Source organism: Pseudomonas sp. CCC3.1 (genome assembly GCF_034347405.1).
Lineage (GTDB): Bacteria > Pseudomonadota > Gammaproteobacteria > Pseudomonadales > Pseudomonadaceae > Aquipseudomonas.
In genome coordinates, this window is record NZ_CP133778.1 from 2633421 (window position 1) to 2658334 (window position 24914).

18 protein-coding genes are annotated in these 24914 nt (G+C 54.9%); 10 read left to right on the forward strand and 8 right to left on the reverse strand.

What is annotated here, in order from left to right:
* Nucleotides 1–34 precede the first annotated feature (34 nt).
* The 4 genes from RHM56_RS11875 to RHM56_RS11890 all read right to left on the reverse strand — a co-directional run bounded on the left by RHM56_RS11875 (nucleotide 35) and on the right by RHM56_RS11890 (nucleotide 5003).
* The gene (locus RHM56_RS11875; RefSeq protein ID WP_322241398.1) at nucleotides 35–904 is read right to left on the reverse strand and encodes an oxaloacetate decarboxylase; all 870 of its coding nucleotides are present in this window, start codon (nucleotides 902–904) and stop codon (nucleotides 35–37) included.
* 315 nt (nucleotides 905–1219) lie between these two features.
* Entirely contained in the window at nucleotides 1220–3565 is a 2346-nt protein-coding gene (locus RHM56_RS11880; RefSeq protein WP_322241399.1) for a TonB-dependent siderophore receptor, read from the reverse strand.
* A 77-nt stretch (nucleotides 3566–3642) separates the two neighbouring features.
* Nucleotides 3643–4482: a FecR family protein gene (locus tag RHM56_RS11885; RefSeq protein WP_322241401.1), complete on the reverse strand. Its 840-nt coding sequence runs from the start codon at nucleotides 4480–4482 to the stop codon at nucleotides 3643–3645.
* On the reverse strand, nucleotides 4479–5003 hold the full coding sequence (locus RHM56_RS11890) for an RNA polymerase sigma factor (protein ID WP_322241402.1): 525 nt from the start codon (nucleotides 5001–5003) through the stop codon (nucleotides 4479–4481). The genes RHM56_RS11885 and RHM56_RS11890 overlap by 4 nt, the downstream gene beginning before the upstream one ends.
* Nucleotides 5004–5283: 280 nt before the next feature.
* On the opposite strand from RHM56_RS11890, the gene RHM56_RS11895 reads away from it, so the two are divergent.
* From RHM56_RS11895 to RHM56_RS11930, 8 genes are all read left to right on the forward strand, one after another.
* Complete coding sequence (locus RHM56_RS11895; RefSeq protein WP_322241403.1) at nucleotides 5284–6057, forward strand: ABC transporter ATP-binding protein; 774 nt, start codon at nucleotides 5284–5286, stop codon at nucleotides 6055–6057.
* 21 nt (nucleotides 6058–6078) lie between these two features.
* The gene (locus RHM56_RS11900; protein ID WP_322241404.1) at nucleotides 6079–6729 is read left to right on the forward strand and encodes a dTMP kinase; all 651 of its coding nucleotides are present in this window, start codon (nucleotides 6079–6081) and stop codon (nucleotides 6727–6729) included.
* A 72-nt stretch (nucleotides 6730–6801) separates the two neighbouring features.
* Complete coding sequence (locus RHM56_RS11905; protein WP_322241405.1) at nucleotides 6802–7839, forward strand: hypothetical protein; 1038 nt, start codon at nucleotides 6802–6804, stop codon at nucleotides 7837–7839.
* 40 nt (nucleotides 7840–7879) lie between these two features.
* Nucleotides 7880–9030, forward strand: a protein-coding gene (locus RHM56_RS11910) for an IS3 family transposase (protein WP_322238188.1) whose coding sequence is annotated in 2 segments (ribosomal slippage) — nucleotides 7880–8123 and nucleotides 8123–9030 — 1152 coding nt in all. Because the reading frame shifts where the segments join, the coding sequence is not laid out codon by codon here.
* Nucleotides 9031–9179: 149 nt separating this feature from the next.
* Entirely contained in the window at nucleotides 9180–10109 is a 930-nt protein-coding gene (locus RHM56_RS11915) for an OST-HTH/LOTUS domain-containing protein (protein WP_322241406.1), read from the forward strand.
* Between the two features lie 67 nt (nucleotides 10110–10176).
* A complete protein-coding gene (locus tag RHM56_RS11920; RefSeq protein WP_322241408.1) occupies nucleotides 10177–11574 on the forward strand; it encodes a hypothetical protein in 1398 nt (465 codons plus the stop codon).
* A gap of 384 nt (nucleotides 11575–11958) precedes the next feature.
* A complete protein-coding gene (locus tag RHM56_RS11925) occupies nucleotides 11959–13323 on the forward strand; it encodes an SEC-C metal-binding domain-containing protein (RefSeq protein WP_322241409.1) in 1365 nt (454 codons plus the stop codon).
* Nucleotides 13324–13599: 276 nt separating this feature from the next.
* Entirely contained in the window at nucleotides 13600–14637 is a 1038-nt protein-coding gene (locus RHM56_RS11930) for a hypothetical protein (protein WP_322241410.1), read from the forward strand.
* A 131-nt stretch (nucleotides 14638–14768) separates the two neighbouring features.
* Here the strand turns inward: RHM56_RS11930 and RHM56_RS11935 are convergent, their stop codons facing one another.
* On the reverse strand, nucleotides 14769–16307 hold the full coding sequence (locus tag RHM56_RS11935) for an RNA-directed DNA polymerase (protein ID WP_322241412.1): 1539 nt from the start codon (nucleotides 16305–16307) through the stop codon (nucleotides 14769–14771).
* Nucleotides 16308–16924: 617 nt separating this feature from the next.
* Here RHM56_RS11935 and RHM56_RS11940 point away from each other — a divergent pair.
* On the forward strand, nucleotides 16925–17401 hold the full coding sequence (locus RHM56_RS11940) for a hypothetical protein (RefSeq protein WP_322241413.1): 477 nt from the start codon (nucleotides 16925–16927) through the stop codon (nucleotides 17399–17401).
* A gap of 164 nt (nucleotides 17402–17565) precedes the next feature.
* On the opposite strand, the gene RHM56_RS11945 is transcribed toward RHM56_RS11940, so the two are convergent.
* Nucleotides 17566–18561, reverse strand: coding sequence for an aldo/keto reductase (locus RHM56_RS11945; protein ID WP_322241414.1), 996 nt, complete (start codon nucleotides 18559–18561; stop codon nucleotides 17566–17568).
* 256 nt (nucleotides 18562–18817) lie between these two features.
* On the opposite strand from RHM56_RS11945, the gene RHM56_RS11950 reads away from it, so the two are divergent.
* Entirely contained in the window at nucleotides 18818–20194 is a 1377-nt protein-coding gene (locus tag RHM56_RS11950; protein ID WP_322241415.1) for a hypothetical protein, read from the forward strand.
* 278 nt (nucleotides 20195–20472) lie between these two features.
* Here the strand turns inward: RHM56_RS11950 and RHM56_RS11955 are convergent, their stop codons facing one another.
* Nucleotides 20473–21843 carry a hypothetical protein gene (locus RHM56_RS11955; RefSeq protein WP_322241417.1) on the reverse strand — a complete coding sequence of 457 codons (1371 nt, stop codon included), beginning with the start codon at nucleotides 21841–21843 and terminating at the stop codon, nucleotides 20473–20475.
* Nucleotides 21844–21964: 121 nt separating this feature from the next.
* The gene (locus tag RHM56_RS11960) at nucleotides 21965–24910 is read right to left on the reverse strand and encodes a DEAD/DEAH box helicase (RefSeq protein ID WP_322241418.1); all 2946 of its coding nucleotides are present in this window, start codon (nucleotides 24908–24910) and stop codon (nucleotides 21965–21967) included.
* Between the last annotated feature and the right edge of the window lie 4 nt (nucleotides 24911–24914).

Below are 24914 nucleotides of genomic sequence, written 5' to 3' on the forward strand. Positions count from 1 at the left end.
GAGGTAACGGCCGTATTATTCAATCCGCTCAGGATCACTCTTTGACATCCATGAACTCTTTGGCCCAGGCCACGTAGTCTTCTGGCTGCGTGTAAGTGTGGGTCAGCTCGGTGGCACTGAGGTTGCTGGTGCTGTTGGTCAGATGGCGCTGAGCGCGCAGGCTGTCGTAAGTGGCCTTGATCGCGGCGAAGTAGGCGGCATGGCCTGCAACCACGATACGTACGCCCAGACTGGCCAGACGCTGGCTGTCATTGAGTTTCGGATTGCCGTAGGTCACCAGCATCAGCGGGACGGTGAGTTTTTCCGAGATCTTTTCAAGGTGTTCGAAATCGCTGATGCCGACGATGCAGATCCCGTCGGCGCCTGCTTTTTCGTACGCCTGAGTACGTTCAATGACCGCCTCAACCGGCAATACGCCCGCGTTGGTCCGGGCAATGATTGACAGCAGAGGGTCGACACGGGCTTCAAGGGCTGCCTTGACCTTACCGATGCCTTCTTCGATAGAAATCAGATCGGTTGATTTTCGGGCGAATTGTGCGGGCAGAAGGGTGTCTTCAATGGTCAGCGCGGCGACACCGGCACGTTCCAGTTCTTCAACCGTGCGCATTACATTGAGGGCATTGCCATAGCCGTGGTCAGCGTCTGCAATGAAAGGCAGTTGAGCGACACGGCCGATACGAGTGGCCTGCTCGACAAACTCACTCAGGGTGATAAGGGCAAAATCGGGTGCTGCCAAGACTTGCAATGAGGCGACTGAGCCACCGAGGATACCGACCTCGAAGCCCAGGTCTGCGGCAATACGTGCCGACATGGGGTCAAACACTGAAGCGGTTTCAACGCACGCAGGCGTGGCAAGCAATTGACGAAAATCATTACGCAGAGCTGAGTGGGACTTTTTGGGCATGATCTTTCCTGGTTCTGGCCATCATCGAAATACGATCTATGCCTGTTCATGGTCGAGCGAGACTACCACGCAGCAAATCAGAGAATTATGACGTTTCAGAATGGGTCATGCAGATTAGGCATACGCTTGGAGCCGCTGTGGGAGCGGCCGCAGGCTGCGATCTCTTGATTTTTTTACAGATCGCAGCCTGCGGCCGCTCCCACGCGGGGTGTTAATGGTCCAGCAATGGTGCTAATGGGCCTGAGCACATTTCGGGGCTTAAGCGTCATTTAGTCCCAGCTTGATTTGATTCAAGAGCTTCGTGCGGTGGCTGCCTCAGAACTGATAATTAAGGCCTAACGTCAATGAGCGCTGAGGCGCTGGCTGACGACCCCACGGGCTGGTGTCGATGCCTCGGAAATAATACTCGCGGTTAAACAGGTTGCTGATCCCCGCAGAGGCGGTCAACACGCTGTGATCCTGTAACTTGAATTGGCGCTCGATCGCGGTGTTCCACAGCCAGTACGCAGGCAGTTTGCCAACAGAGGCAATGGCGTCTTCGTCACCGCTGTTGGCGGCGTCGGTGTAGGCACTGCTGACATAGAGGCCGTCCAGGTTGTAGGTCCAGTGCTCGGCAAAGTGATAGCGGCCGTCGACACTGAACTGATTGCGTGACGCGTAGGGCACATCGTTGCCTTTATAGACGCCATTGCGCTGCTTGGCATCCAGGTACGCGTAGCTGGCGTGCAGGTCGAGCGTTGGCAGTGCTTGCGGGGTCCAGAAAACTTCGCTTTCTATGCCTTGGTGACGTGTGCTGCCCAAGTTGACGAAGCGATCCGTGGTGGCGTTGTAGGCAATCTGATCATCAAAGTCGATGCGGTACAGACCCATGTCGACCCGCAGGCCATCCCATGGCGTGTAGCGAACACCGGTCTCGTAGTTCCACGCCAGTTCGGAGCCGACCTGGCCTTCTTTGACGATCTGCGTCACTTGCGGGGGTCGCAGCGATTTCTGTGCGTTGGCATAGACATACCAGTCGTCGCTCGCCTGGAAACCGACCGTCAGACCGGGCAGCCATTCCTGAACTTTGTTCTGATTGCTGAAACCAGTAATGCCATCGTCGTAGTCCATGCGTGCATTTTCATAGCGTGCTCCGGGCGTGATGGTCAGGCGCTTGTCGAACAAGCTGATGGCGTTGCTCACGTAAAAGGCCTTGGCCGAGTCGTCGAACTGCCAGTCGCGGAACGGCGTGTTCAGGCCAGTGGCCACGCTTTGTCGATCAACTTTATAGTCGATGTCCTCTTTCACGTAACGCGCGCCAACCAACCAGGTCTGGCTGAGTTGATCGCCGTCGATGCTCATGCTCAGGCGTGGTTCGCTGCCCCAGACCTTGAAGTCACGCGGCCCGTCCTGTTTGGTGACAGCGGTGCCATCGGGGGTGAAGGGCAGGCCCACCACAAAGTTGCGATAGCTCTTGTGGGCAAAGTTGGTCCAACTGAACTCCACAGCATCAAACGGGCCGAGTGCCCCCAACTGCTGGGTATAGGTGCCCCAGACGCGATCTGTATTGCCTTCAAAACGGTCCAGCGGGCGGGTCGACTGACGCGGGTTGTCCTTGTAGTCACGCACGCTGAGGGCGCCAGGCAGGTCCATGTCGGCTTTGTAGTGTTGAATCCCAAAGCTCAAGTCGCGGGTGTCGTCAATGTTCCATTGGCCGCGCAGGCGGTAGTTCTGGATATCGGTATCGGAGTGCTGACGCCCGGTGTCTCCATCGATGGTGTTGAGGTCCAGTTGCAAGCCGAAATTGTCGGTCAAGTAGCCACCGGTTCCCACGTAGGTGTCCCACAGCTGGCGGCCACCCGGATTGAACGTGGTGCGTTCCTGAACAGTGGTTTGCCACTCGCGGGGGATCGGTTTGCTGATGAAGTTGATCACGCCGCCGACGTTGTTTGGGCCGTACTGAACGGCAGCACCGCCGCGCACAATGTCGATCCGGTCGATGGTCGCGAGGGTTACTGGAAACAGCGACAGACCTGTCTGGCCATAAGGCGCCAGGGCCAACGGGATGCCATCAGACAAGGCTTGCACCCGACCGCTGCGGCTTTCATACAGACCGCGCACGGCTATCTGAGGCAGAGCGCCAGTGCCGGTTTCATCAAAGACTTTTACCCCAGGGACGCGCTGCAAAGCTTCGTCGACCCCGCGTACGCTGGTCTTTTGCAATTGTTCGTTGCCGATGACCGTACGGCTGCCCACGTAAGTACGGACTTCGGGATCGGTGGCGCTGCCAAGCACATCTCCTTTGATGACCATCGGGCCGAGGGCCAGAGATTCTGCGGGTGGCTGCTGGACGACAGTTTGGGGTGGAGTGTCTTGCGCGACGATGAAAAAGGTCTGCTCATCACGCATTTGCACGTGCAGGCCATGCTTGTCGAGTAGGCGGTGCAAGGCTTCTTCGGCGGTGTAGCGGCCTTTGAGCGCGGGCGAGGTGCTGTTGCCGACCACGTCACTGGCAAAAATGATCTGTACACGGGACTGTTGGGCCAGCGTATTGAGCGCGTGTTCCAGATTGCTGCTCGGCAAGTCGAGGTCGTATTTGTCCTGGGCATGGGCCGAGAGGGCAAACAGAAGGCTGGTGGCGAGAACAGACAGTGACAGGCTCGCCGGCAAGCGTTGTTTCATGGACGGGGCTCCTTGGAAAGTTAGGGTTTTCTTCATTGCCGTTATGAGCGCGGCAAAACCCTACCTCGCCTGCACAATTATTTTTTCGCAGCCCTGTGCGTGATGTGCAACGTGCCGTCGGTGTCGCGGGTGATGTTGAGGGGCAGGATATGCGGCAACAGGTCGAGCAGGTCATCTACCTTGTCGGTATTGAACACCCCGCTGATTGGCAGATTGGCCAGGCTTTGATCATCCAGACGGATCGGCGCCTGACGATAACGCTGGATCTGCTCAATCGCCTGCGACAACGGCGTGTGCGAGAACACCAGTTTGCGTTCCTGCCAGGCCAGAATCTTGGATAAATCGGCGTTTTCAGTCGGCTGCAATTGACCGTTGAGGACCGCCAGTTGCTGGCCCGGTGCCAAGCGCTGCTGCTGGGCCGGATCGACCGTAGACTGCACGCTGACACTGCCGCGCATCAGCGCCACGTTGACGGCATCTTGCTCGCGGGAGACGTTGAACCGAGTGCCCAAAACCGTCACGCGTGCGGCACCCGCGTCCACTTCGAATGGCCTGAACACGGTCTTGCTGACATCGAAAAGCGCCTGGCCGGTACTCAGTTCCACGCGGCGTGAGCGCAGGTGCCAACTGACTTCAACCCGAGTGCTACTGTCGAGCACCAGTTTGCTGCCATCTACCAAGTCCAGCTCCCGCCGCTCGCCGACAGTGCTGCTGTAGTGCTCGGTGCGGTAGCTTGGGTCTGTCCACACCAGACCCGCGCCGATAATGATCAGCAGCGTACTGATGGCCAATGGCGCGCGTGACTTGCGCGGCTTGGGGGTTGGCATCGGGAAACGCTTGCGCAGCGCCTCGCGATGGCGGGCCAGGGTTTCGTCCTCGGCGGACAGCGGTTGCTCAGGTGAAGAGGGTGTGCTCATAGCGTGGTTGGCGGACGGTCCAAGTACACACGGCAGGCCGCGAGGCCAAGACGCAGGTGTTTTTCAACGGTTTTCAGCGAAATACCCATGCGGACGGCGACTTCAGCCTGAGGCAATTCGTGAATCTTGTGCATGATAAATACCATTTGGCAGCGCTCCGGCAATTGCTCGATGGCTTGTGTCAGCAATTCCAGCTCCCGCGCGGCTTCATACTGACGGGGTGGCGTCGGCGCGGTGCATTCAGCTTCCAGCGGCTCTGACATCCCGACGATCCAGGACTGGCTACGCCGCTCGCTGCGATAACGGTTGATCGCTTGATCGTGGGAAATTTTACGCAGTAAAGCCAAAGGCGTGTGGACGTTATCCTTGTCGCGTTTTTCCAGCAATTGCACACACACGTCATGCACCACTTCACGGGCGAAGCCACGATCGCCAAAACGCCGACGCACGTGATCCACCAGTTCGTCGTAGTGACGTACCAGGGTGCTGAGCAGCGATGGTTTGGCAGGGTCGAAGGGCATGATCAGCCTGAGGAGAAGCAGAACGGCAGCAAATATAAATGAGAAATGTTTCCATTCATAGTGGTAGCGACTACGGGTTTTTGCCGAGGTGCTCAGTGGCACCACGTCCAGCACCACTGGAAGCTGATTCAGGTTTTAATGTGACGTGCGTTGGGCGCGTGTTTCGAAACGCTTTCATAACCTCAAAATGCGTCGTAGAGTCTCGCGCGTTGAAAATCCCAATCGTGCGCAGGAACGGATAACTCCTACCTCGCGGCCCACCGTCAACCAAGGCATATCAATGATTGATTTGAACCAAGTCTCTGCTTTTCAACAACAGACGCAAGTGTTCGACCGAGTCTCGCTGAAGATTGGCTATAACGAACGCGTCGCCATTTTGGGGCCCAATGGCGCAGGCAAAAGCACCCTATTGAAGCTCATCAATCGTGAGATTTACCCGGTTGAGCGAGAGGGCAGCTACCTGAAGCTGTTCGGCGATGAAACGGTGAACCTTTGGGCCTTGCGCAGCAAGATCGGTTTCGTGTCACAGGACATGCAAGAAGACTACACCCCATATACCTCTGCACTGGATGTCGTACTGTCCGGCTTTTTTGGGGCCATGGGCGCACACGCGCACTTACAGCCGAATGAAGAGCAAGTCGCGTTGGCGCGCAGGCTGATGAAAGAGTTGAGTATCGATATCGACGAGCAACGCATGTTTCAGCGTTTATCCACTGGGCAGAAACGTCGATTGCTGCTGGCTCGCGCATTGGTTCATCATCCTCAAGCGTTAATCCTTGATGAGCCCACCAGCGGTCTTGACATGGGGGCGAGCCTGGGATTGTTGTCACTTATGCGCAGCTTCTGTGGTGACGGCCGCGCGATGATCATAACGACCCACCACATTGACGAAATCATCCCAGAGATCGATCGCGTGATTCTTATCAGCCAAGGTCAGTTGATTGCCGATGGTCCAAAGCGCGAAATACTGACCAGCGAGAATCTGTCGGCTCTTTATCAAACTGAACTGCAGGTGTCAGAGAACAATGGCTGGTATCGCTGCTGGCATGGGTAAAGGGCAGGGCGGAGCACAAAAATGAATCGTCCGCTGTTTGTGTCTCTAGATGGGCCCAAAGGCACCGGCAAAACCACACTGCTGGAGGCCGTGACGAAAGCACTGAGGGCTGACAACAAAAAGGTGATTCGACTGTGCGAGAAAAAAAGCGATCCCTATAGAAGTGAAACAATGACCCTCGTTAACACCCTCGTCAGAAACCCCACCCGGGATTTGGAGTTGCGAGTGTGTGAGCGCCTTGCTGATAGCCGCGCCTGGATTTCGCAACACGTACTGACTGAACAGCCATCAGACAGCATCATCTTGATCGATCGCTGGTACCCATCTGATGCTGCGTTTCGACGGATAGTCCCGTTTGCAGAGATTCTTCAGTTAAATATTGAACGAAACGTGCAAGTGCCAGACTTGCATGTCGGAGTTGTGACATCCCCTGAAGTGTCATGGGCAAGAGCAGCGGCACGACGACGCGGGCTGAGCAGTACGGTGATCCATAAGCTTGAAGAACAGATCGCTTGTACTCAGGCATTCGAGCAAGCAATCGACGATCACGGTTGGGTCTTATGCCGTAATGAAGGAGCGATCGAAGATGCGGTGATGCAGATTGTGTCGCAGATACACGGAGTTCTCGGTGACACGTCGACGAAACGCTCTGCACAGAATTTATGGCTATAGGCCACTAATTTAGCTTTTAGAGCGCGTGCTAAGTGGATAGGATGATGTCTATTTGACATCAAGGAATATCCTATGGCCTGGTTACCCACCAAAGCCTCTCTCTCGTCTATGAAAGATGCGTTATCCGAAGCGACTAACCGGGTCAGCGAGTCTGTCGCGTCCTTTGATATCCAGGATGCTGCGCAGAGTGTGAAAGATACAGTGGTAACCGCGGCTGGAAAAACTAAAGACTCTTCGGTTAGCGCATACAGCTATACCAAAGAAAAAACGGCCGGCGCTTACGTTGCCGTTACGCAGAGTGTTCGTAACATCGACTATGAAGAACTGCGGCGAGCCGAGTTCTACAAAGACACATTCACCCAATACAAGGACCTGAGCACGGCTAAAGTGGCCGCATCCTTTCGCGCAACTTTCGAGATTGAGAAAACAACACTGGAGATGGTAGAGGGAGTCCGTAAAGGTCTGCCCGTGCCCGCCAAATCCATTGACGATATTTTTGACCAATGCAAGCGTGAAGCCATTCGCCGAGCTGTCGCGTCGTTTGCTTTAAGTGATGTGATGCGCGACATAGACGACCATAGCGCGGCAAAATACGAAAATCTGTCGGACTCCTATAAAGAGTTCTCAGAGCGTACCGGTGCAGCGATGTTCGATGATCCGAACTTTGCAGCAATGAAGGATGAGCGTTACGAAGCCCGAAACACATGGACGCCCGGTGGCTTCGCCCAGCTTGATAATGGGTATAACAAGAGCCAGAAACTGGACTCTAGAGGCGCAGATATCGAGCATGTAATTGCCCGCAAAGACTACTACGAAGATCTATTGCTGCGTGCAGGCACTACGGATGATCAGTTCTTCAGCATCATCAACTCTAAGGAGAACTTGGTGTTTGCTGATGACTCGCTAAACCGCTCGCTCCAGGACAAGAATATCTATAAGTACCTCGAACAAAACGGTACGCCGCGAGCCGATGATCCAGACCTGATTGACGTCACCATCAAGAAAACCGGCAAGGTCGTTACAGTCAGTAAGTCCGATATTGACGAGACGTTTAACAAAGCAGAGGCCAACCGAAATCAACACCGGTGTGAGTCGCCCCGGGTTTCGTAGACACCTCTTTGCCTTAAACTGAGGCCAATTAGGAGGTGCCATGAGCAACCCACGTTATCCCGAAGAATTCAAAATCCAAGCGGTCAATCAAGTGACCGAAAAGCGGCTGCCTGTCGCTGATGTAGCGGCCCGTCTCGGCGTGTCGACGCATAGCCTATATGCCTGGATAAAGCGCTACAGCAAACCTCAAGAAGAACGGCAGCAGGATTACGATCAGCACGCTGAGCTGCGTCGTCTGCGGGCGGAACTCAAGCGCGTCACTGAAGAGCGAGACATATTAAAAAAGGCCGCCGCGTACTTTGCCAAGGAGTGCGGTTGAAGTACGCCTTTATCAAGCAGCATGCGGGCGACTATTCGATTCGACGGCTTTGCCTGACGCTGAAAGTCCATCCCAGCGGTTATTACGCCTGGCTGTCTGAGCCGCAATCGGTACGCGCCAAAGACGACCAGCGACTGCTGGGTTTGATCAAGCATTCCTGGCTGGAGAGCGGCGGCGTTTATGGCTATCGCAAAATCCATGACGATCTGCGCGAGGTCGGTGAAGACTGTGGTCGCCATCGTGTGGCGAGGCTGATGCGTCTTGAAGGGCTGCGCTCTCAGACAGGGTATCGACGTCGCCCTGGAAAGTACGGCGGTAAACCAGCTGTCGCCGCACCCAATTTGCTGAGGCGCCAGTTCGATGTCGTAGAACCCAACAAGGTTTGGGTCACCGACATCACCTACATTCGCACGTATGAAGGCTGGCTGTATTTGGCAGTGGTGCTGGATCTGTTTTCTCGTCAGATCGTTGGCTGGTCAATGAAGTCGCAGATGACCAGTGATTTGGCCATTGATGCATTATTGATGGCGGTTTGGAGGCGAAAACCGAAGCAGGAGGTGATGGTTCACAGCGACCAGGGCAGCCAGTACAGCAGTTCAGATTGGCGCAGTTTTTTGAAAGCGAACAATTTGGTTGCCAGCATGAGTCGCCGAGGCAACTGTCATGACAATGCCGTGGCCGAGAGCTTTTTTCAGCTTCTGAAACGGGAACGGATCAAGCGGAAAATCTACACCACACGGGAAGATGCTCGTAGTGATGTGTTCGATTACATCGAGATGTTCTACAACGCAAAACGCCGTCATGGTTTCAACAATCAGCTGTCGCCGGTAGAGTTTGAAAAGCGTTACGCAATGAGCTTGCAGGGTGTCTAGATAATCCGGGGCGATTCACCGGGAAGGATTGAGATCTCCATCGCTGGAAAGGGCATGCGCTATGACGCTGTTCCAAGCTTTATGAACACCCCAATATGATTCAGACTCGCCGAACCAGTTCCCAACTCCTAATAACCGAGTCGCTGTTCATGGATGACGCCGCTACCCCTTCAGATGCTTTGCCCCGTCTCCAAAGGAAGGTGCAGCGCAAACTTGGGCGCTGCCTCCTGCAATTGCAGCAGTACGAAAAGCTGCTGAAAGCCATGGTCTCCCGTCACGAGTTGAATGGCCCTATAGATCAACTGGAAGCTATCCGAGAGAAGATGGCGAATGCTGTTCAGCAGAAGACCCTGGGCACACTGATGGGGATGCTGACCGATACCTATATGACCTCGCCTGTGGTTGGTGATCGACCGCAGTCAGCGCAAGTCGAAACAGACGACCAGACCTGGTTCAGCTATCGGCACGAGCTTCAGATGCCATCTCAAAACTATGAGATGACGAAGGTTGCCCTGCGGGAGCTGGTAGGTCTGCGCAATCAGCTGGTTCATCACTTTATCGACCGGTTCGATCTCTGGTCAGTGGATGGCTGCTCGACAGCGGATGAGTTCTTAGAGGAAAGCTATAAGACCATTCACCAGCACTACCTGAACCTACGTGACTGGGCCAAGGGCATGAATGAGGCTCAAGAGACCTTGGCCTTGTGGCTCCAAAGCCCAGCCGCTGAGGCGATATTCGATGTCGGCTCAATCCATGGGTCGGTGGATGGCCCAGATCACGGCATATACGCCTGCTTGAAAGAGGCTGAGGCGAAGTTTGCCGAGGGCGGTTGGACTCACCTGGGTTGTGCCATTCGCTGGATCGCCAGTTGCTACCCGCAACAAACTCCGAAACGGTATGGCTATAGCAGTTGGCGACAGATCCTCCACGAGTCAAAGCAATTCGAGACACGTATAGACCGAGCGGGACGTGAGCCTGCAGTCGTCTGGTATCGCGGGGCCCTCGAAGTCGTTGTGCCAAGCAGGAAATGTCTTGGGCCAGAGCCTGCAGTGCGGACGACAAAGCGGATCCCCGATTGAGTTAAGATCCCAACTGACTCTCATGTGCGACCGAGGTCTGGTGCGACATAACCATGCGTAATTGCCCGTGAGTCAATTTGTAAGCCAAGCCGCGGAGGCGCTGCCCGGCACAGATGGGGACAATGATTTGGACATGGATGTGGATGCTAGAGTTAGCAAGGCTATGGACGCCATCTGGGCCGTAGGCACAACGCCAGTGGGAGGGCTTTGGAAAGCTCCTGAATTCGACGAGCTACAAAAGGCCTGCGCCGCAAGGTATCAAGAGGGCAGGGTCACGTTTGGACTTACGTTTGCGCTGGATCATGCGCTCAAATCGCTGGGACTCCCTTGTCTGTCCTCAGGTAGCTCTCAGACCATCTCCATCAATCCGAAACAGGCCTACACGTTGCTGGACGAGGCCTTCACCCGAACGACCACGCGGCGCAGATACATTTGCCCTCTTGATCTGGCCGAAGACATTCCGACGTTAAATTTTGGTGCCGCGAGAACCGGTTACTTCACGGCTGCGCAATTGGATGAGTTGTTCGATAAGCCACGGCTCACCAGGTACTACCCAAACCTTTCATTCGACTCAAGCCGCTTCTCACAATTTAACTGGCTGGTGGTGGAGGAGGACGTCCCGGTAGCGGAGAGCGTGGGGGCCCGCTCTACCCCGGGTTTTTCGATGATGATGAGTCGTGATCTAGGCGAGATCGATCCCCATGAAAGCCGTTTCCCTCCGGCGGTCGAGCATGCTTTGTTCTTCCTGCTCTTGGCTCCTTGGGAGGACTGGTCATCCATGACTGAGGTGGACTGGCGGGGCTTTCGGATTCCGTGGATTTACCAGCTCGATGATGACTTGTTTGTTGCGCCCTCAGAGCCTCGTAACCCCGACTCCCTCTCGTGGGAGCCTAAGTTTCGCCACGACGAATGGGGCGAGGTCGAAGAAACAGAGGGCCCTGTGTTGCTGACGCTTACAGATGAGGCGAGTGAACAATTGTTGAGTCGAAACCAGGAGCACTGGTCGGAGTTCAGATATGCCTCCGACACCAGCCTGTTCGATACACCGGTGATTCATTTCCTGGTGCGTGCATTTTTGGCGAACGGTATCGATGAGTTCATGGCTCACCTCACCGTCGTGGAGGCAGCCCTTGGACTCCAAGCGGACTACAGACGCCGAGAGCGTGGAAACCACGTTGATAAGGGGCCTACCGAAAGGGTGGCGCTTCGCTTGGCTGCGGCCCTAGATGATCCAGGTGCAGCAGAAGTCTATGAAGAGCTGTTTGAACTCAGAAGCGCATTTATTCATGGCCGCGGAGGTCTGGAGAAGATCTCGACCAACCAACGTGTCCAAGCAAGAAGGCTTGCAGCTAAGGCTGCTGCAGCTCTGGTCAGGCTGGGGGGAGAATCCGGTCGATCGCGCGAAGTGGTGCTAGCTGAACTGCTTGATAAGGGGGTACGGCTTGCCGGTGGTGATGGACAATAAACCGATGACTGCCGCAGTGGGCAACTTGCGGATTTATAGATTACCGAAGGCTATCGAGCGGGCGCGATCGGCTGTATCCCCAGAGGGGATCACAGGGTATTTGCTGTGCGCCAGGGAGCAGCGAATTGGTGTGACCGGCTTGCTGTTCTGCGGTGAGGATCAAGGCCTACCTGACGGGGTAGCGATCAGTACGTCTCCTGTTCAGGATAGAGCTTGGGTTGAGGAGTACGAGTTGGTCATTACGATGGATGGGGTTTACGTAATCGCGCACCGGCAACAGGAGAATGGTGCTTTTGACTCGCTTGAATCTCTCCACTGATCTCGCTGTTGATTGCTGATTAACTGGCAGCTTGGCGCTGCTCGTGTGCTGCCAAGGAGTTTGACATGGATGTAACCAAACACATCACAGACCTCGAAGTGATGGCAAAGATTTCCGCGCAAAGCAGCGGTACCTACCGCACTGCGCTCGAAGTTCTGACGCTTTACCCAGATTACGCGTTGACCACGTTTCGTGAGCTTCTTGAGCTAATGGTTTCACTGGTGGGCGACAAGCTACACCTGCCTTTCGGGAATCAAGACCTTTGCTGGCGGATCAACCACCTTCACGAATGTCAGCTGATAAGCCACGCCACCAAACGCGATTGTCACAGCGTTCGTTTGTGGGGGAACCAGGCCGTGCATGCGTCACCTCAGGCGCTGACAACGCTGCAGGAGAATGAGCAACCCTCATCGCAAACAGGCGACATTGAGCAAGCTAGAAAGGCTCGAGAGCTTTTCATGTCGGCGCTCTACGAATTTCACGGGCTGCTGATCGGCAACGCGCCCAAGCTGACAATCGTCCCTGCCGAGGTACCTGATCTCGTACCTGGGCAAGTAATAGGCAAGGCCATTGCGAGTGAGGATTCCTTTGACGCAAAGATGCAAGCCGGGCTCGTCCTCGAAGCTGAATGGCTAAGCGCTTGCGGCCGTGGTGGTCTGGTTTCCACCCGAGTCAGCGCAGAACATGCGACATCGCTCAAAACCATGGCTGTTGAAATGTATCGGTGCGCATGCGAGATCAGTGCACGTTTGGACGTATTGTCCATGGCGTACATTCAGATCCACGGTGGCTCTGAGACCTTGTGGATGCAGCGTGCAGATACAGAGGCCCTTTATCGCTTCGGGAGTCTGGCCTACACCACCGAGCCGGCCACGAATATGGAGCGGCTCGCAACGAACGCGCTCAAAGAAGCCGCCACGCGTCAACATCCACAAGCGAGTGTCTACTACGGAGACCATCTACGGCAGATCGGGGAGTTTGGCCAAGCTGAAGAAATGCTGACCTTCGCCGCGACCTCAGAGCAGTCGAAAGCCTACCTTGGTCTCTTTTTTCTCTACAGCACACAACAGTCTCCCTGCTATTCCCCTGAGCGTGCTGTGGCAATCCTTGAACAGGGTGTATCGCGAGACGATGCTGACTGTAAGTTTCAGCTCGGGGTGGTGCTTAACGAAGGGGAGCTCTTTGATCAGGATAAAAAACGAGCGCGCCAACTGCTGACTGCCGCAGCGCAGCAGGGGATCAGGAGAGCAAGTGTGTATCTCAACTTGGTGGTCGACGACAGCTTCCAGAAGCACTTCCAGATGATTGGGCTCAGTATGTTGGCGGATCTGAATGCGGAACGTGAACAGTACAAGTCGTTGGATATTGGTCGTAACGATCCGTGTCCATGTTCGTCGGGGAAAAAGTACAAAAAATGCCATGGCGTTTGAGCTATGGCGCACCCCGGGTTGCTGCCGCTATTACACCGTGTTTTGCCACTGAAACTAAGGCTACATACGTTAGTCCCCCGCGGTGGTCATGTGCTTTCATAGCTCCGAAGGCCAACGCCAGGTAGGTCGTGCCAAACACCCTCCCTGGCCCCCTTCGGTAGAGCTGCATGGCTTCGAAATGATGACCACGCGAGCTTGATTACACCGATCTGCCCATAGCTCCAGCCGGGGAAGGGCTGGGCAACACGAACCACTCAATTTCAGGACACGCGACACATGCAAAAAACACCAGAGGTTCGGGAGCCATTATCGGTGACGGTCTGCAATCCCTACATCCCGCCGAACGAGTATCGCCAAGGCGTCGTGGAGGCCTTGAGGTGCATCGGGCCATTTCTTAGCAAGTCGGATTTTGAAGCCATGGTGCTAAAAAAACTCCGGCTAGAAGATCCCGAACCTTCCGAAAAGCAGTATCTGCAGGCTGCGGTTGAGCTCACAGTTTGCACCCACTACGCACGCTTCTTCCCAGAAGGGTTTGTGTACGAAGACAAGGTTATGCCGCCGCGGGACGTGGATTGCTCCTTCAAGAGTCAAGGGTACAAGTTCAACGTCGAAGTGAAGTGCGCCGACTACACAGCAAAGCAGAAGATTGACGAGAGCGGCGCCTTCATCATGCGAGCGGTGGGACGGATGGATGACTATGGCGATGCGGCCACCATGTTGCAGGAAGTCTTTGCGAGCGGTGGTAATCAGCTCATAAAGGGCCTGCACATGGACAATAAGCTGAAAGACTATCTAATGGACGCCCATGGCAAGTTCCCGGATGCATCACGTGAGGGTGATTACAACGTACTGGTCGTTGGCTGCGATGATCCGCTCGACATCATGCAATGGGAGGGGTATCTGACCGGCTCCCAAGGGCTGTTCACCGAACAATCCTACGCCCCAGCGGATGAGTACTCCAACGTCGACATGGTCGTCCTGACCAACCTGTACCACCGCCATAAGGCAGTGGAGAAGAAGGACAAATTGACCGCTCATTGGTGGTTTGGCGAGTCATTTTCGCTGTTGTATAAAAATCCTCGTTCGACCAAACCAGATTCGATGGCGCAGGCCTTCGCCAAAACCCTGCATTTCTACAACAACGATCTGGTGCAGTACCGGATGGAGGGTGACGCCCCCGAGCGCGATCTGCAGAGCCTGGCAATACCGCATTTCGTGGGTAAGGTATTGCTGGCCAAAGGGCGTTACCTCTTCCAACCGGGTAAACCCAGAAAGCTCGAGTCAGATGAGGAAGCGGTGCAAGCCGAAACCTGAGGGCCTGGTAATCCGGACTAGGACGTGGTTGACGCCAAGCTGACTCGCCTGCCATCAACCGTTCCTTGACTCAGTGCCTGTGGTGATGTCGCGTTGAACATCACCATCAAGGCCGAAGCCATTGCCGAATCTCAGAACCCCGGTGCGCCGTCTTGAACCCATTTGCAGACCCAGCCATCCAGCTTGGTCAAGGACACACTGTTCTTCAGCAACTGCAGGCTCACCTTGCGCTCATCGTCAGACAGTCCTCTGAGCGCTAGAATCAGGGCCCGACGATCCCACGAAGCTGTACCCGATACCCGCTGCTTTGCCTCCTTTGACCACGCACGGTTTCCTCTGGAAAGCTCGGCCGCAGTTGCGATGGCGGTGCCGCACCGTTGGACGTACTGCTTCAACACTGGCGTGTTCGCCCTTACATGCCTTGCAAGGTACCAGCCCATCCAAACCTTCGCGCTTTGACTCTCCAGATGGCCCTGACGACAGGCATGGGTAAGAGCTGGCGCCAGCACAAAATGATCAGCAGGGGATAAGACATCGAAATAGAGCGCTACGTCATTGATCACCGGCAGGTAGAACTCGAGATCTTCAGTCAGGAGAGGGGCAATCGTATAGTCCCGGGCATTCTTCGCCCGTCTGATGATGGCTCGCATCACTCCCAGGTCGATCGCACCTGATTCTTTAGCACGCATGAGGGCTTCAGAGAGGCGTTCCCCAAGGCTGGAGCCATCGTCGTCATCCTGATCATCGCCCTCATCCTCATCTTGTTCTGCCTCTTCGTCATGGTACTCACCGTACTGATTGCCGGCCTCAATGCTGCGCATCAGGTCAAGCTTTTCCAGCTGGTAGGCGTTTCTCAGCTCCACATGGAGAAAGGTCGCTGAGTCCTGAATCTTGGTCTTTTCTGAGACCAAGCCAAGCCTGTGCTGCTGGTGCAGGTACACCACCAGGTCTTCCAGGATGGCCTTCAGCTCAGCCTCGTCGTCGCTGAATATCCGGTAATCATCCACGTAACGAACATGCTCCAGTCCCCTGTGTGCAATGAACTGATCGACGTCTATCAACGCCGCCTCTGCCAGGATGATCGAGGCCGCAGGGCCAACAGGCAGACCTTGGGAGGACTTGATATTGAGCCGCATCAGGAACGACTCGATTTCCTTGGCCAGGGCAGGGCCGGCGCCGATTTCCTCCAGTCCATTGCGGATGCGGTGCAGGTAAATCTGGTTGTAAAAATCGCTGATGTCCGTGGACAGCACATAGCTATGTTGGCTGGCGAGCCGCTCACAGTTTTCACGATAGGTGTCAAAGCCCGAACCTCGAGAGAAGAAACTGTTGGAACTGACCTCGATACGGTAGGCGCAGGACACCTCCGGCCCCATGCGCGCCCGCTCGACCTTTTCGGCCACCAGGGAAACCAGGGCGGTGTAGATCAACGCGTCGAGTGGCTCAAGTTGATGGACGACTCGGCAGCCTCCCCGGGCCTTGTGCCACGGCAAGACGCGGGGCTGACTGCTCAAAACATCTTTCAGAGGCGTTGCGAGCAGGTAGGCTTTGACCTCATCCCAACAGTGCCAGACAGCCAGAAACTCGAAGGGCTTCGGGAAGAAGTCGGTGTCGTAGTAGGCACCGATGTGCCGGCGGGCGAATTCAAGCGCGTCTTCCGTGAGCAGCATTTTATTGACCTTGAGCTTCGCTGGGAGGAGGTGACCTTCTGCCGAGCATATTCGGGATTTCGTCACTGGTCACCCATCCGGCCAAATGCATCACCGAACTAGCCATGCGAGGCGCTGGATTTGCCCACATTCCCGTAGTCTTGGTGTAAACATCCAATCTGCCCACCGCCGGTAGTCTCAATCACAAGCGTAGTTTCGGGCCACAGAACAGGAGCAAAACTGAGTTGGCGAATGGATACCTGCCATCGTGACCGTCTGACGCCGACGTTACTTGCTTGGTGCTACGGTATTCGATGATGGCCCCAAGAGTTGCCAAGGGCCCATCAACACCACAGCTAGTGCCCAGGAATGACCGGTGGGACGTAACTGAATGTCTTCATCAGCAGCGTTGCCAAAACAATCATGATTTGGAAATGCACCATGGACTGAATCACGGTGTAGCCGATGAGGTCTTTCGACCGTAAGCGTTCAAAGGTTCAGTCACTTAGAGGGACATGATGTCCGGCAACATAGAGCCGCTGGTACCACTGACCGACGCCGAATTCTCTGAGATGATGGAGGAGTTCGACCGGGCAGGGGGGTGAATGATGAATCAGCTGCGAGGACGTAGGTCGATTATGGAAAAGCACGTCATAGGACTGGAGCGCCAAAATCTGGCGGAGCTTGAGGTCGTAGAGCGGTTAGCCGGCTCTGTCGGTATTGAGGCGTTTGAAGCTGAGGTTCTTCGCTTGGCGGGGCTTCATGCTCTCAACCCTGAAGCAACGATTCAGGCAATCTCTGTCCAGGTTCATCCCAGCATTATCGGCATGAGCGACTCAGTGTTCCAGGTGCTACGACGCCTGTGCGATACGCTTGTTGAGCGTGAGCCGGCGTTGTCGACGCGACCGAGCTATCGCTGCCGTAATGCTCAACAAACAGCCCTTCCTTGGGAACTATGGTTGGCCTTGGTCAGGCATGCTCGCGAAGCTTTTGACCCAGCAGGGCTGGATGCGGAGTTTTTGGCGGGGAAACTGCGTGAGGGATATTCGACTCAAGAAGCCTTCGACGCGCTTATCTCATCAAAGCGCGTGAAGGGTAAACCCGGAGCCGATTGACGATCGAAGGGCGGCTTCCTATGGGTGTTATTCGAACTGATTATCCAAGCGGGCTGCGATCCACTGGATCAACTCACTTGAACCTGCAAGCTTCGCCTGATTGGTGGTGCAAATGAGCCCATTCATCAGGGTAGGTAAGACCGTGATGAATGGGGCAAGTGTGCTCAGGAAAACCCAGTTACTGCGTGAGGGACGTAGGGCTGCTCCAAGCGGGCGATCTCTTCCTCGCTTAGCACGAGATCGAGTGCCGCAATGGCATCGTCCAGTTGCGCAGGCTTCGACGCGCCAACGATGGGTGCCGATACTCCTTTCTTCCCGAGCACCCAGGCCAGCGCTACCTGAGCCATGGGCACGCCTCTCTCTTTAGCGATCTGCTCAACAACTGAGATAACCCGACCGTCCTCAATCTCGGTTGCTTGGAAGAATGACTGGCCGGAAATGTCGGTTTTAGTGCGTTCGGTTTGCTGACCATGAGGTCGCGTAAGGCGGCCTCGCGCCAGTGGGCTCCAAGGCATCAGGCCTACCCCTTGATCAAGGCACAGCGGAATCATCTCTCGCTCTTCTTCGCGGTAGAGCAGATTGACGAAGTTTTGCATCGACACGAACTTGCTCCAGCCGTGCACTTGAGCGGTGTGTTGGGCTTTGGAGAACTGCCAGGCGTACATGGATGACGCGCCAATGTAACGAGCTTTACCGGCCCTCACGATGTCGTGCAGGGCCTCCATGGTTTCCTCGATCGGAGTGTCGTAATCCCATCGGTGGATCTGGTAAAGGTCTACGTAATCTGTCCCTAGTCGTGTCAGGCTGGCGTCGATATTGGCCATGATGGCTTTTCGGGACAACCCCTTCTCGTTGGGCCTTGTAGAGCCTTCCCACATGTTTGCTGGGTAGAAGACTTTCGTTGCGATGACGACTTCGTCCCGGCGGGTAAACTCTTTGAGAAGCTTGCCTACAATGGTCTCTGAGGTGCCAGCGGAATAGCTGTTGGCGGTGTCGAAGAAATTGATGCCTTGCTCAACCGCGTGCTTGATGATGGGCCGGCTCTGGTCTTCTCCAAGCGTCCATGGATGAGTACCAGCATCCGGATCGCCAAAAGTCATACACCCGAGACACAGGTTCGAAACGTCCAGTCCAGTTGTGCCCAGTTTGATGTACTTCATCAGCGCTCTTCCCCTTGATCTGGATTAGGTTCGACCTACTCACTGGTAGGCGTTGTGGCAGTTCACGTGCCCTATAGTAACTGTCACGAACACTTCGGTGCCCCAAGGGTATATCTGTTCACGTATCGATCAAACACGGCGGATGGATCGAGAGCTGTTTTGGAGGAGGGCCCATAGCCTGCTCAGGTGGGCCTTTCAATGGCGATACTCAACCATTTCTCCCCAGTGGTAGCATCCTCATCCCACATCTTTCGAAATGCTGACTATGGCTCGGACGCAGCAAAATCTCGCAACCCTTCGCACGTCTTTCGCCGCTATCCTAGGTGATAGGAAAGATGATCAGAGTGATGCCAAGATCCCGGATCTGCTGGCCAAACTGGGCCTGCCAGATAACCCCGGCAGTCCCAGCAAGCGCCAGCATTTAGCAGGTGCGGTGTTAAAAGCCACCGACGATCAGCGGATCGAAGCCGTGCAACGTGTTTTGCAGAGCATTGGATTACCCGAACGTGAACGGGACGTCCTTCAAGAACTGTTGTGGGATGACGGGACTAGCCCAACCATCCCTGCGCGATACCGACGAGATCTGGCAAAAAGCCTCGAGCAAGTTGACTTGGCTTTGGATCGGGCAGGGTTTGAGGAGGTGCTGGGTACATTTTGGCAGATTGATGACCGGCCTTTTCTAGACTTCGCGAACAAGACGCCAACCCTGCGTGACGAGATTATTCGTCATTACATCGACAACCCAGACTGGGACGCTGTGGCCCTTTTCGACAGGCTCGGTGCATACAAATGCACTGATGCTCGATTCTGTCGATTCGTGGAGGCACTTGCTTCCTCGACGGTCAGGCCCGATGAGTCTCAGCAGCGGGTTTTCATTGGAGCTGTGGACGCCGCCTTGAAGCCGTGCGGCATTCATTTCTATACGTCCAATGGCGCGGACGGCTACCTCACATCTACTTTGGTCGCTATCGGTGGAGCAACACAGGCCTCCCCGAAAAACCTTATTTTCGGTTCCCGAAAAAAGCCAGACTTGCGCTTAGGAAATGCGCTGGACAACGACATCGAGATCGTTCAAGGAGCAGAAGATGTCCTCATGTACGATCGCCCTATCGGATCGGAGGGGCTTCTTTGGAGGGATCTGCAAGCTTGGTATGCGCACACCCGTGGGCTCGCCGTAGAGGATGCTAAAGTAGCGCTATACCGCCGGCTAGAGGCTAGCTTGCCCGAAAACTCACCGCCGCAAGCCCTAGCGTTCACATGTTTTTTCCGTGCCTTTCAGAAAGATGTCCCGAATTTGCCTGCGCTTGTCCCTGAGGTCTGGTTTCACTGGGATCCGCAGACACTTAAATACCGCGGGAAAGAGGCGCTGCTCAGATGCCGGATGGATTTCCTCATCCTGCTTCCAGGTGGCGTGCGAATAGTCATAGAGGTCGATGGCCAGCACCACTATTCGGACAACGGTAAGGCGAGTCCAAAGCTCTATGCAGAAATGATGGCAGCGGATCGAGCACTCAGACTGGTTGGTTGCGAGGTTTATCGTTTTGGTGCGGAGGAGCTCGGACGGCCTGATGCCGACAAGATGCTCATCGATTTCTACCGCGCGCTATTCAGGCGTTACTCGCTGCTTGGATGACACGGAGGGTGGGGGTAACCGTGCCACCGAGCTGCGGTCTGGCGCTGACGCTAGCTATTCTTTTGCATTGCCTCGCCGGGAAAGTTCCTGACTGGTGCCTACCTTGTACTTAACCTCCAATGTCGAAGAGATGACTTTGCCGGACGAGCACATTGCAGGTGTCGATGTTTGACAGCAGGAGGTCGAAGACCACTCTGCTATCAAAGCGCTTGCCCTAAGTAGGCGTCTCTTTAGGAGCTGAACCGATCGATATCGGTCGATTCATCAGTCCAATTGCCTCAATCGTCTTCATCTACGTTTTCTGGGGCAGGGCGCACCCACCCGTGGGTAGCGAAAAGCTCTAAAACATCAACATACTGGGCTTCCGCCCTTCTACGACGAACTTGCTGGTAGAAGCGATTTTTCGCATCGTCAGTGGGAAGATTCCGAACCCCTGCATCCCGGAGCAAACCGAGCAAAAATCCGGGTGTCGCGCCAGCATCCCAGCATTGGGAGTTGGTCATGAGCTTATCCAGCAGCATATCGAGCTGCCCGCTACTTAGGTGTCCAGAAAATGGAGCTAGCAGCCTTCTGAACCTTCCTTCTGACCCACGAAAGCTACCCGATTCTCCATAGGATTTGACGGCCGGAACCCATAGTTCAGATACTGGCGATATAGCGATCGCTAGCACCAGTTGGTCTTCATCCATATTTTCGATTGCGTCCAGCAGCGCCTGCCGAAAGGCGGGGACTGAAACGCCGGCCAATATTCGAAAATCAGGCGCATTGGCCGGATCAAAATTTGCCGCGGTTTCTTGCAGTGCGGTTTGTGTGGCCGGCTGCAATTGATTCCAGAAAGCAGGTAACGCTGCTAGAAATGCTATTGACCGCGGGCGAGTCAGCGGCTCGGAGTTATCAATCAACCGTGAAATCGTCGTAGACAGATCAGGCCATGCATCAGGCGCTCGGTCACGTAAGGCTATCAAGGAATGGCAAATCTTTGCCTGGTGAGCCTCCCATTCTGGTGGGACGCCCTTCAATAGTGATTTGGCTAATACCGTGCCGAAGTTCTGCACATTCTGTATCTTGATTCGCTTCAAATAGCGCTGATCTACGTAGTTGTGGACACGGTCTGGGTCTGCCGGAAATCCTGCGGACTGGACATCCAGGCTGAAGATTTCGTAAATCGCTTTGCCTTGGCGAGGCTCACGAGACAGAACGCAATCAATGACGTTTACCAGGTGAAGTCTAACCAGTTCTGGTGATGGCTCAAAAAGCGCTGCCTCGGCCGAGAACGCCGGATGTGCGCACAGGTGTCGATCTTGCCGTAGACGCCCCAGATGCCGCTTGGCAATCCCATCAATGACCTGGGTCGTATCCGCGGCGTGATCAAGTATTTCAGCCTCTAGGCTGAGCAACTTTGGGATATTGTCTGCCACCGTCGCGGCATCCCATTGCCTGATGAACTCGGTAGCCGCTGCGTCGCCTTCAGCACTGATTTCGCGATATTTAGCTATCAGATCGTAGGCAAGTGCCACCCATAACGAGGTGAGAGACCCTCGAAGTGCGCCGGCCTTGTAGGCTTTTACGGCATCTAGGAAGTACCGTTTTGAAGCTGAATTGCGAATTTGGGTTACTAAGATGTCCAAATCGACGAAGCCAATGTCCATAAATATCTATGTCCTGCCATTGAGATGATGGTTGATAGCTGTGCTCTTGGCCTGAGCTCGTCAGACTCGAGTAGCGTTAGCAATTACAAAAAATGGTCCATCACATATCAGGGCCAAACGCTCACAGATTGCCGAGGTCGACGAGTGTGTTGTTGTAGACCAGGTCGCCCAACACGGCATGCCACTGCTCTGGAAAAGCGTTCATGGCTCTGAGGGCTGTTGCTTTGGCGTTTGACGGATTAACGACGGTGCCATCACGCTTATGGACATCACCTAACATGACGTAGGCTCTGCGGTGTCTTACACCCGCGGTCGCGAAAAGCTTCCCCTCACGGGAAGGCACACCAAACTTAAGGTGTTCGGTAAATGCCGTCACCCCTTCATGAATGACGATTCCACGCTCCAGCAAAATACGAGAGAGGAGGGTGATGCCTTGTTCTACGATGCTCTCCAGCGAATATGATGTCGCGCGCGAGTGAACCGCCAACAGGTCATCGACTTTCAACTGCGTTGATTCAGCGATTCCGTAAAACGATGCCCCCGCCATCCACAGACGCACGATTTCAAAAAACTTAGGTTTTACCGTCACGGGGTGCTGATTTTCATCAAGCCGGAACGCGGACTTCACATCACTCTGCAGCTCTTGATCCTGCCATGCCCATTCAAGAATCGTGGTTCGAAGATCATCTGAGGAGGGATCCATTGGCGCTGACCAATCCGCCAGGGCTGGAAGCAATAGTTGTTCTACAGATGCGAGCAGCCGAACCTTGGTACCCGTCTCTTTGATCCACGCGAGCTTGCCCTGCGCACGTAAAGACAGCAGACGTACAGCTCGGAGTTCGAACACAGATCTCAAGGTGCCGGCAGATCCGGGTGGCTGCTGATGCGCCGCGAATGTGTGTGAGGCCAGATCCGTGGCCAGCCTGACGAAATCGTTGTCCCCAAGCTCTTCCCCAATAAGCTCCAACAGCGTCGAATCCACTCCGTCCACAAGAGGATGAATAACGGCATTGGCCTCTAAGAACTCATTGGTAAGGACAATATTGTGGATTGATAAGTGATTTTCCAGATTCCGGATCAGTGTGCGCAATGCGCCCCTCAGAGTCTCGCCTGGGCCAGCTGTCGCCACGGGCTCAACTAAGCCCCATTGGTCTGCATTGGCGCAGATGACCAGCCCTTTGGTGTTGGCACCTGCGCGTCCAGCGCGACCTACAAGGTTTTTGATATCCCTTGCGAGCATATCTACCGGCTTGCCCTTGCCTTGACGCCGCTGCACCGAATACAGCACCAAGGATCGGATAGGTAGGTTTACACCTTCAGCAAGTGTACTTGTGCAAACAACAAGGTGGATATGGCGCTCGCGCAGCAACTCCTCGAGTACCTCGCGGGTCTCTTGGGGAATGTCGCCATGGTGAAGGACTGCTCCATTTCTTACAGAGCGTGCCCCGATCCAAGACGAGCCAAATTCAGTCTCTAGATAATTGATTCGACTTTCCAGTTTTTCCAGGTTTGCAAAAGCGATCGGATTGGGCAGTGAAAGCGGAAAAGATAACTGGGCGATTAGCTCCTCAGCTAATCCTATCGCCCCTTGACTCCCTCTTTTATTCGCTGCAAAAACCGCAGTGGTTCCCATCGTTAAGACCTTGCGGGCCGCTGCAATCGCAAGCGTCTTAACTGAGTTGAACGTGTAGGTTTTGTTCCGGCCTGTGGCGGGGTTTATGTACTGAAAATGGCTTCGATCCAGAAAACCGTAAATACCATATTGGCGCTGATCGGGCTCATGAGGGTGCATGTCGAGACGAACTGATTTTGACGCGCCTGCCCCCTGAGAGCGCAACACTGCAAATTCGGCAATCGCGGGTCGATAGGTGCTTCTGATAACCGTCTGTTCGTTCCCCCCCAGCCACGCGTTAATTTCTTCGATGTTGGGAACGATCGCTGACATGAACACGAAGCGGATCGGATTGATGACGCGTGCTTTCATTCGTGCGAGAAGTAATTCGAGCCCAATGCCACGACCTGAGCTATCCAGAAGATGCCCTTCATCACAGATCACCAGCGATACACGTTGGGCGAACGATGGGTCAGCGCTGAGAACTCCGGACAATGATTCGGGAGTGGCGACCAATGCGCGTATTTGATCCAACCCGTGCATCTCGTCCCGCGAAGGGACGGTGCCACCATAAGCGCAGCGAGACGGTAAACCCATTGCGTTGAGTCTGCGGACAAGTGAGCTTCTTAGCTCAGATGCCAGCGAGCGATAAGGCACAACCATGATTGCGACATGTTGCGGATTCAAGTTGAGGTGCCAGTAAAGCAAGGTTTCGCACAGCGTTGTTTTGCCCGCGCCGGTGGGCATCTGCAAAGCATAGCTTTGGTTGTTTTCGAGCAATCCACCCTGGATGGCTTGTATCTGCGACGGGAAAAACTCCCAAGTCGATGGCTTGCGATCAAGGAAGGAGTTGACCAGTGGTGTCCAGAATGGATTCGCGCCTTGGGGTAACACCGCACGGACATTTGATGCATGGAATCGAGTAAGGAGTTTACTGAGCAATGCAGCGGCAACCCAAGCGTCTGGCCCTTCCAGCAGAGCATCTTTTTCGACCTGAACGGCCGCCTCGACATCACTGGCAAGGGCCACCAAATTACCGGTTCTTAAGTGTTCCTGCAGTGCATGTGCTGCCGCAGATCGCAGCTGCAGTGGACGTGCCAAAAAGTCGTAGCAAGCAGCTCTCAAGCTCTGAGGCGAGTCAGGGATGGCCGATTGGCGCATTGCGAGGCAGGCGGAAGCCGGGAAATCTCCGAAATAGAATGCTGCAGCTGCGAACAGGGCTGCCTCGTCTTGGGCGATTCCCAGCTGTACCAATTGCACCGATGGCAATTCTTTTGAGAACTGAAGGAAAGCATTTCCTAGCTGAGCCCAGTCAGCGCTAGAAGTGTCTGTTCCGCGAGCCGCCTCGAAAAGTTCACCAACCAGAGATATGTAGTAATCCTCAAGCCGATTGCTGATGCGTGCGAGCTCCATCGGCATCTGTGTTATCGAGAAATGACCAAGATGACGAGCCATGTCT

What these genes read in the sequence shown, in the direction of transcription:
- RHM56_RS11875 (WP_322241398.1), bottom strand. Translation starts at nt 904, where the DNA reads ATGCCCAAAAAGTCCCACTCAGCTCTGCGTAATGATTTTCGTCAATTG.
- RHM56_RS11890 (WP_322241402.1), bottom strand. Translation starts at nt 5,003, where the DNA reads ATGCCCTTCGACCCTGCCAAACCATCGCTGCTCAGCACCCTGGTACGT.
- RHM56_RS11885 (WP_322241401.1), bottom strand. Translation starts at nt 4,482, where the DNA reads ATGAGCACACCCTCTTCACCTGAGCAACCGCTGTCCGCCGAGGACGAA.
- RHM56_RS11955 (WP_322241417.1), bottom strand. Translation starts at nt 21,843, where the DNA reads ATGGACATTGGCTTCGTCGATTTGGACATCTTAGTAACCCAAATTCGC.
- RHM56_RS11880 (WP_322241399.1), bottom strand. Translation starts at nt 3,565, where the DNA reads ATGAAACAACGCTTGCCGGCGAGCCTGTCACTGTCTGTTCTCGCCACC.
- RHM56_RS11895 (WP_322241403.1), top strand. Translation starts at nt 5,284, where the DNA reads ATGATTGATTTGAACCAAGTCTCTGCTTTTCAACAACAGACGCAAGTG.
- RHM56_RS11935 (WP_322241412.1), bottom strand. Translation starts at nt 16,307, where the DNA reads ATGCTGCTCACGGAAGACGCGCTTGAATTCGCCCGCCGGCACATCGGT.
- RHM56_RS11925 (WP_322241409.1), top strand. Translation starts at nt 11,959, where the DNA reads ATGGATGTAACCAAACACATCACAGACCTCGAAGTGATGGCAAAGATT.
- RHM56_RS11905 (WP_322241405.1), top strand. Translation starts at nt 6,802, where the DNA reads ATGGCCTGGTTACCCACCAAAGCCTCTCTCTCGTCTATGAAAGATGCG.
- RHM56_RS11945 (WP_322241414.1), bottom strand. Translation starts at nt 18,561, where the DNA reads ATGAAGTACATCAAACTGGGCACAACTGGACTGGACGTTTCGAACCTG.
- RHM56_RS11960 (WP_322241418.1), bottom strand. Translation starts at nt 24,910, where the DNA reads ATGGCTCGTCATCTTGGTCATTTCTCGATAACACAGATGCCGATGGAG.
- RHM56_RS11940 (WP_322241413.1), top strand. Translation starts at nt 16,925, where the DNA reads ATGGAAAAGCACGTCATAGGACTGGAGCGCCAAAATCTGGCGGAGCTT.
- RHM56_RS11950 (WP_322241415.1), top strand. Translation starts at nt 18,818, where the DNA reads ATGCTGACTATGGCTCGGACGCAGCAAAATCTCGCAACCCTTCGCACG.
- RHM56_RS11900 (WP_322241404.1), top strand. Translation starts at nt 6,079, where the DNA reads ATGAATCGTCCGCTGTTTGTGTCTCTAGATGGGCCCAAAGGCACCGGC.
- RHM56_RS11930 (WP_322241410.1), top strand. Translation starts at nt 13,600, where the DNA reads ATGCAAAAAACACCAGAGGTTCGGGAGCCATTATCGGTGACGGTCTGC.
- RHM56_RS11915 (WP_322241406.1), top strand. Translation starts at nt 9,180, where the DNA reads ATGGATGACGCCGCTACCCCTTCAGATGCTTTGCCCCGTCTCCAAAGG.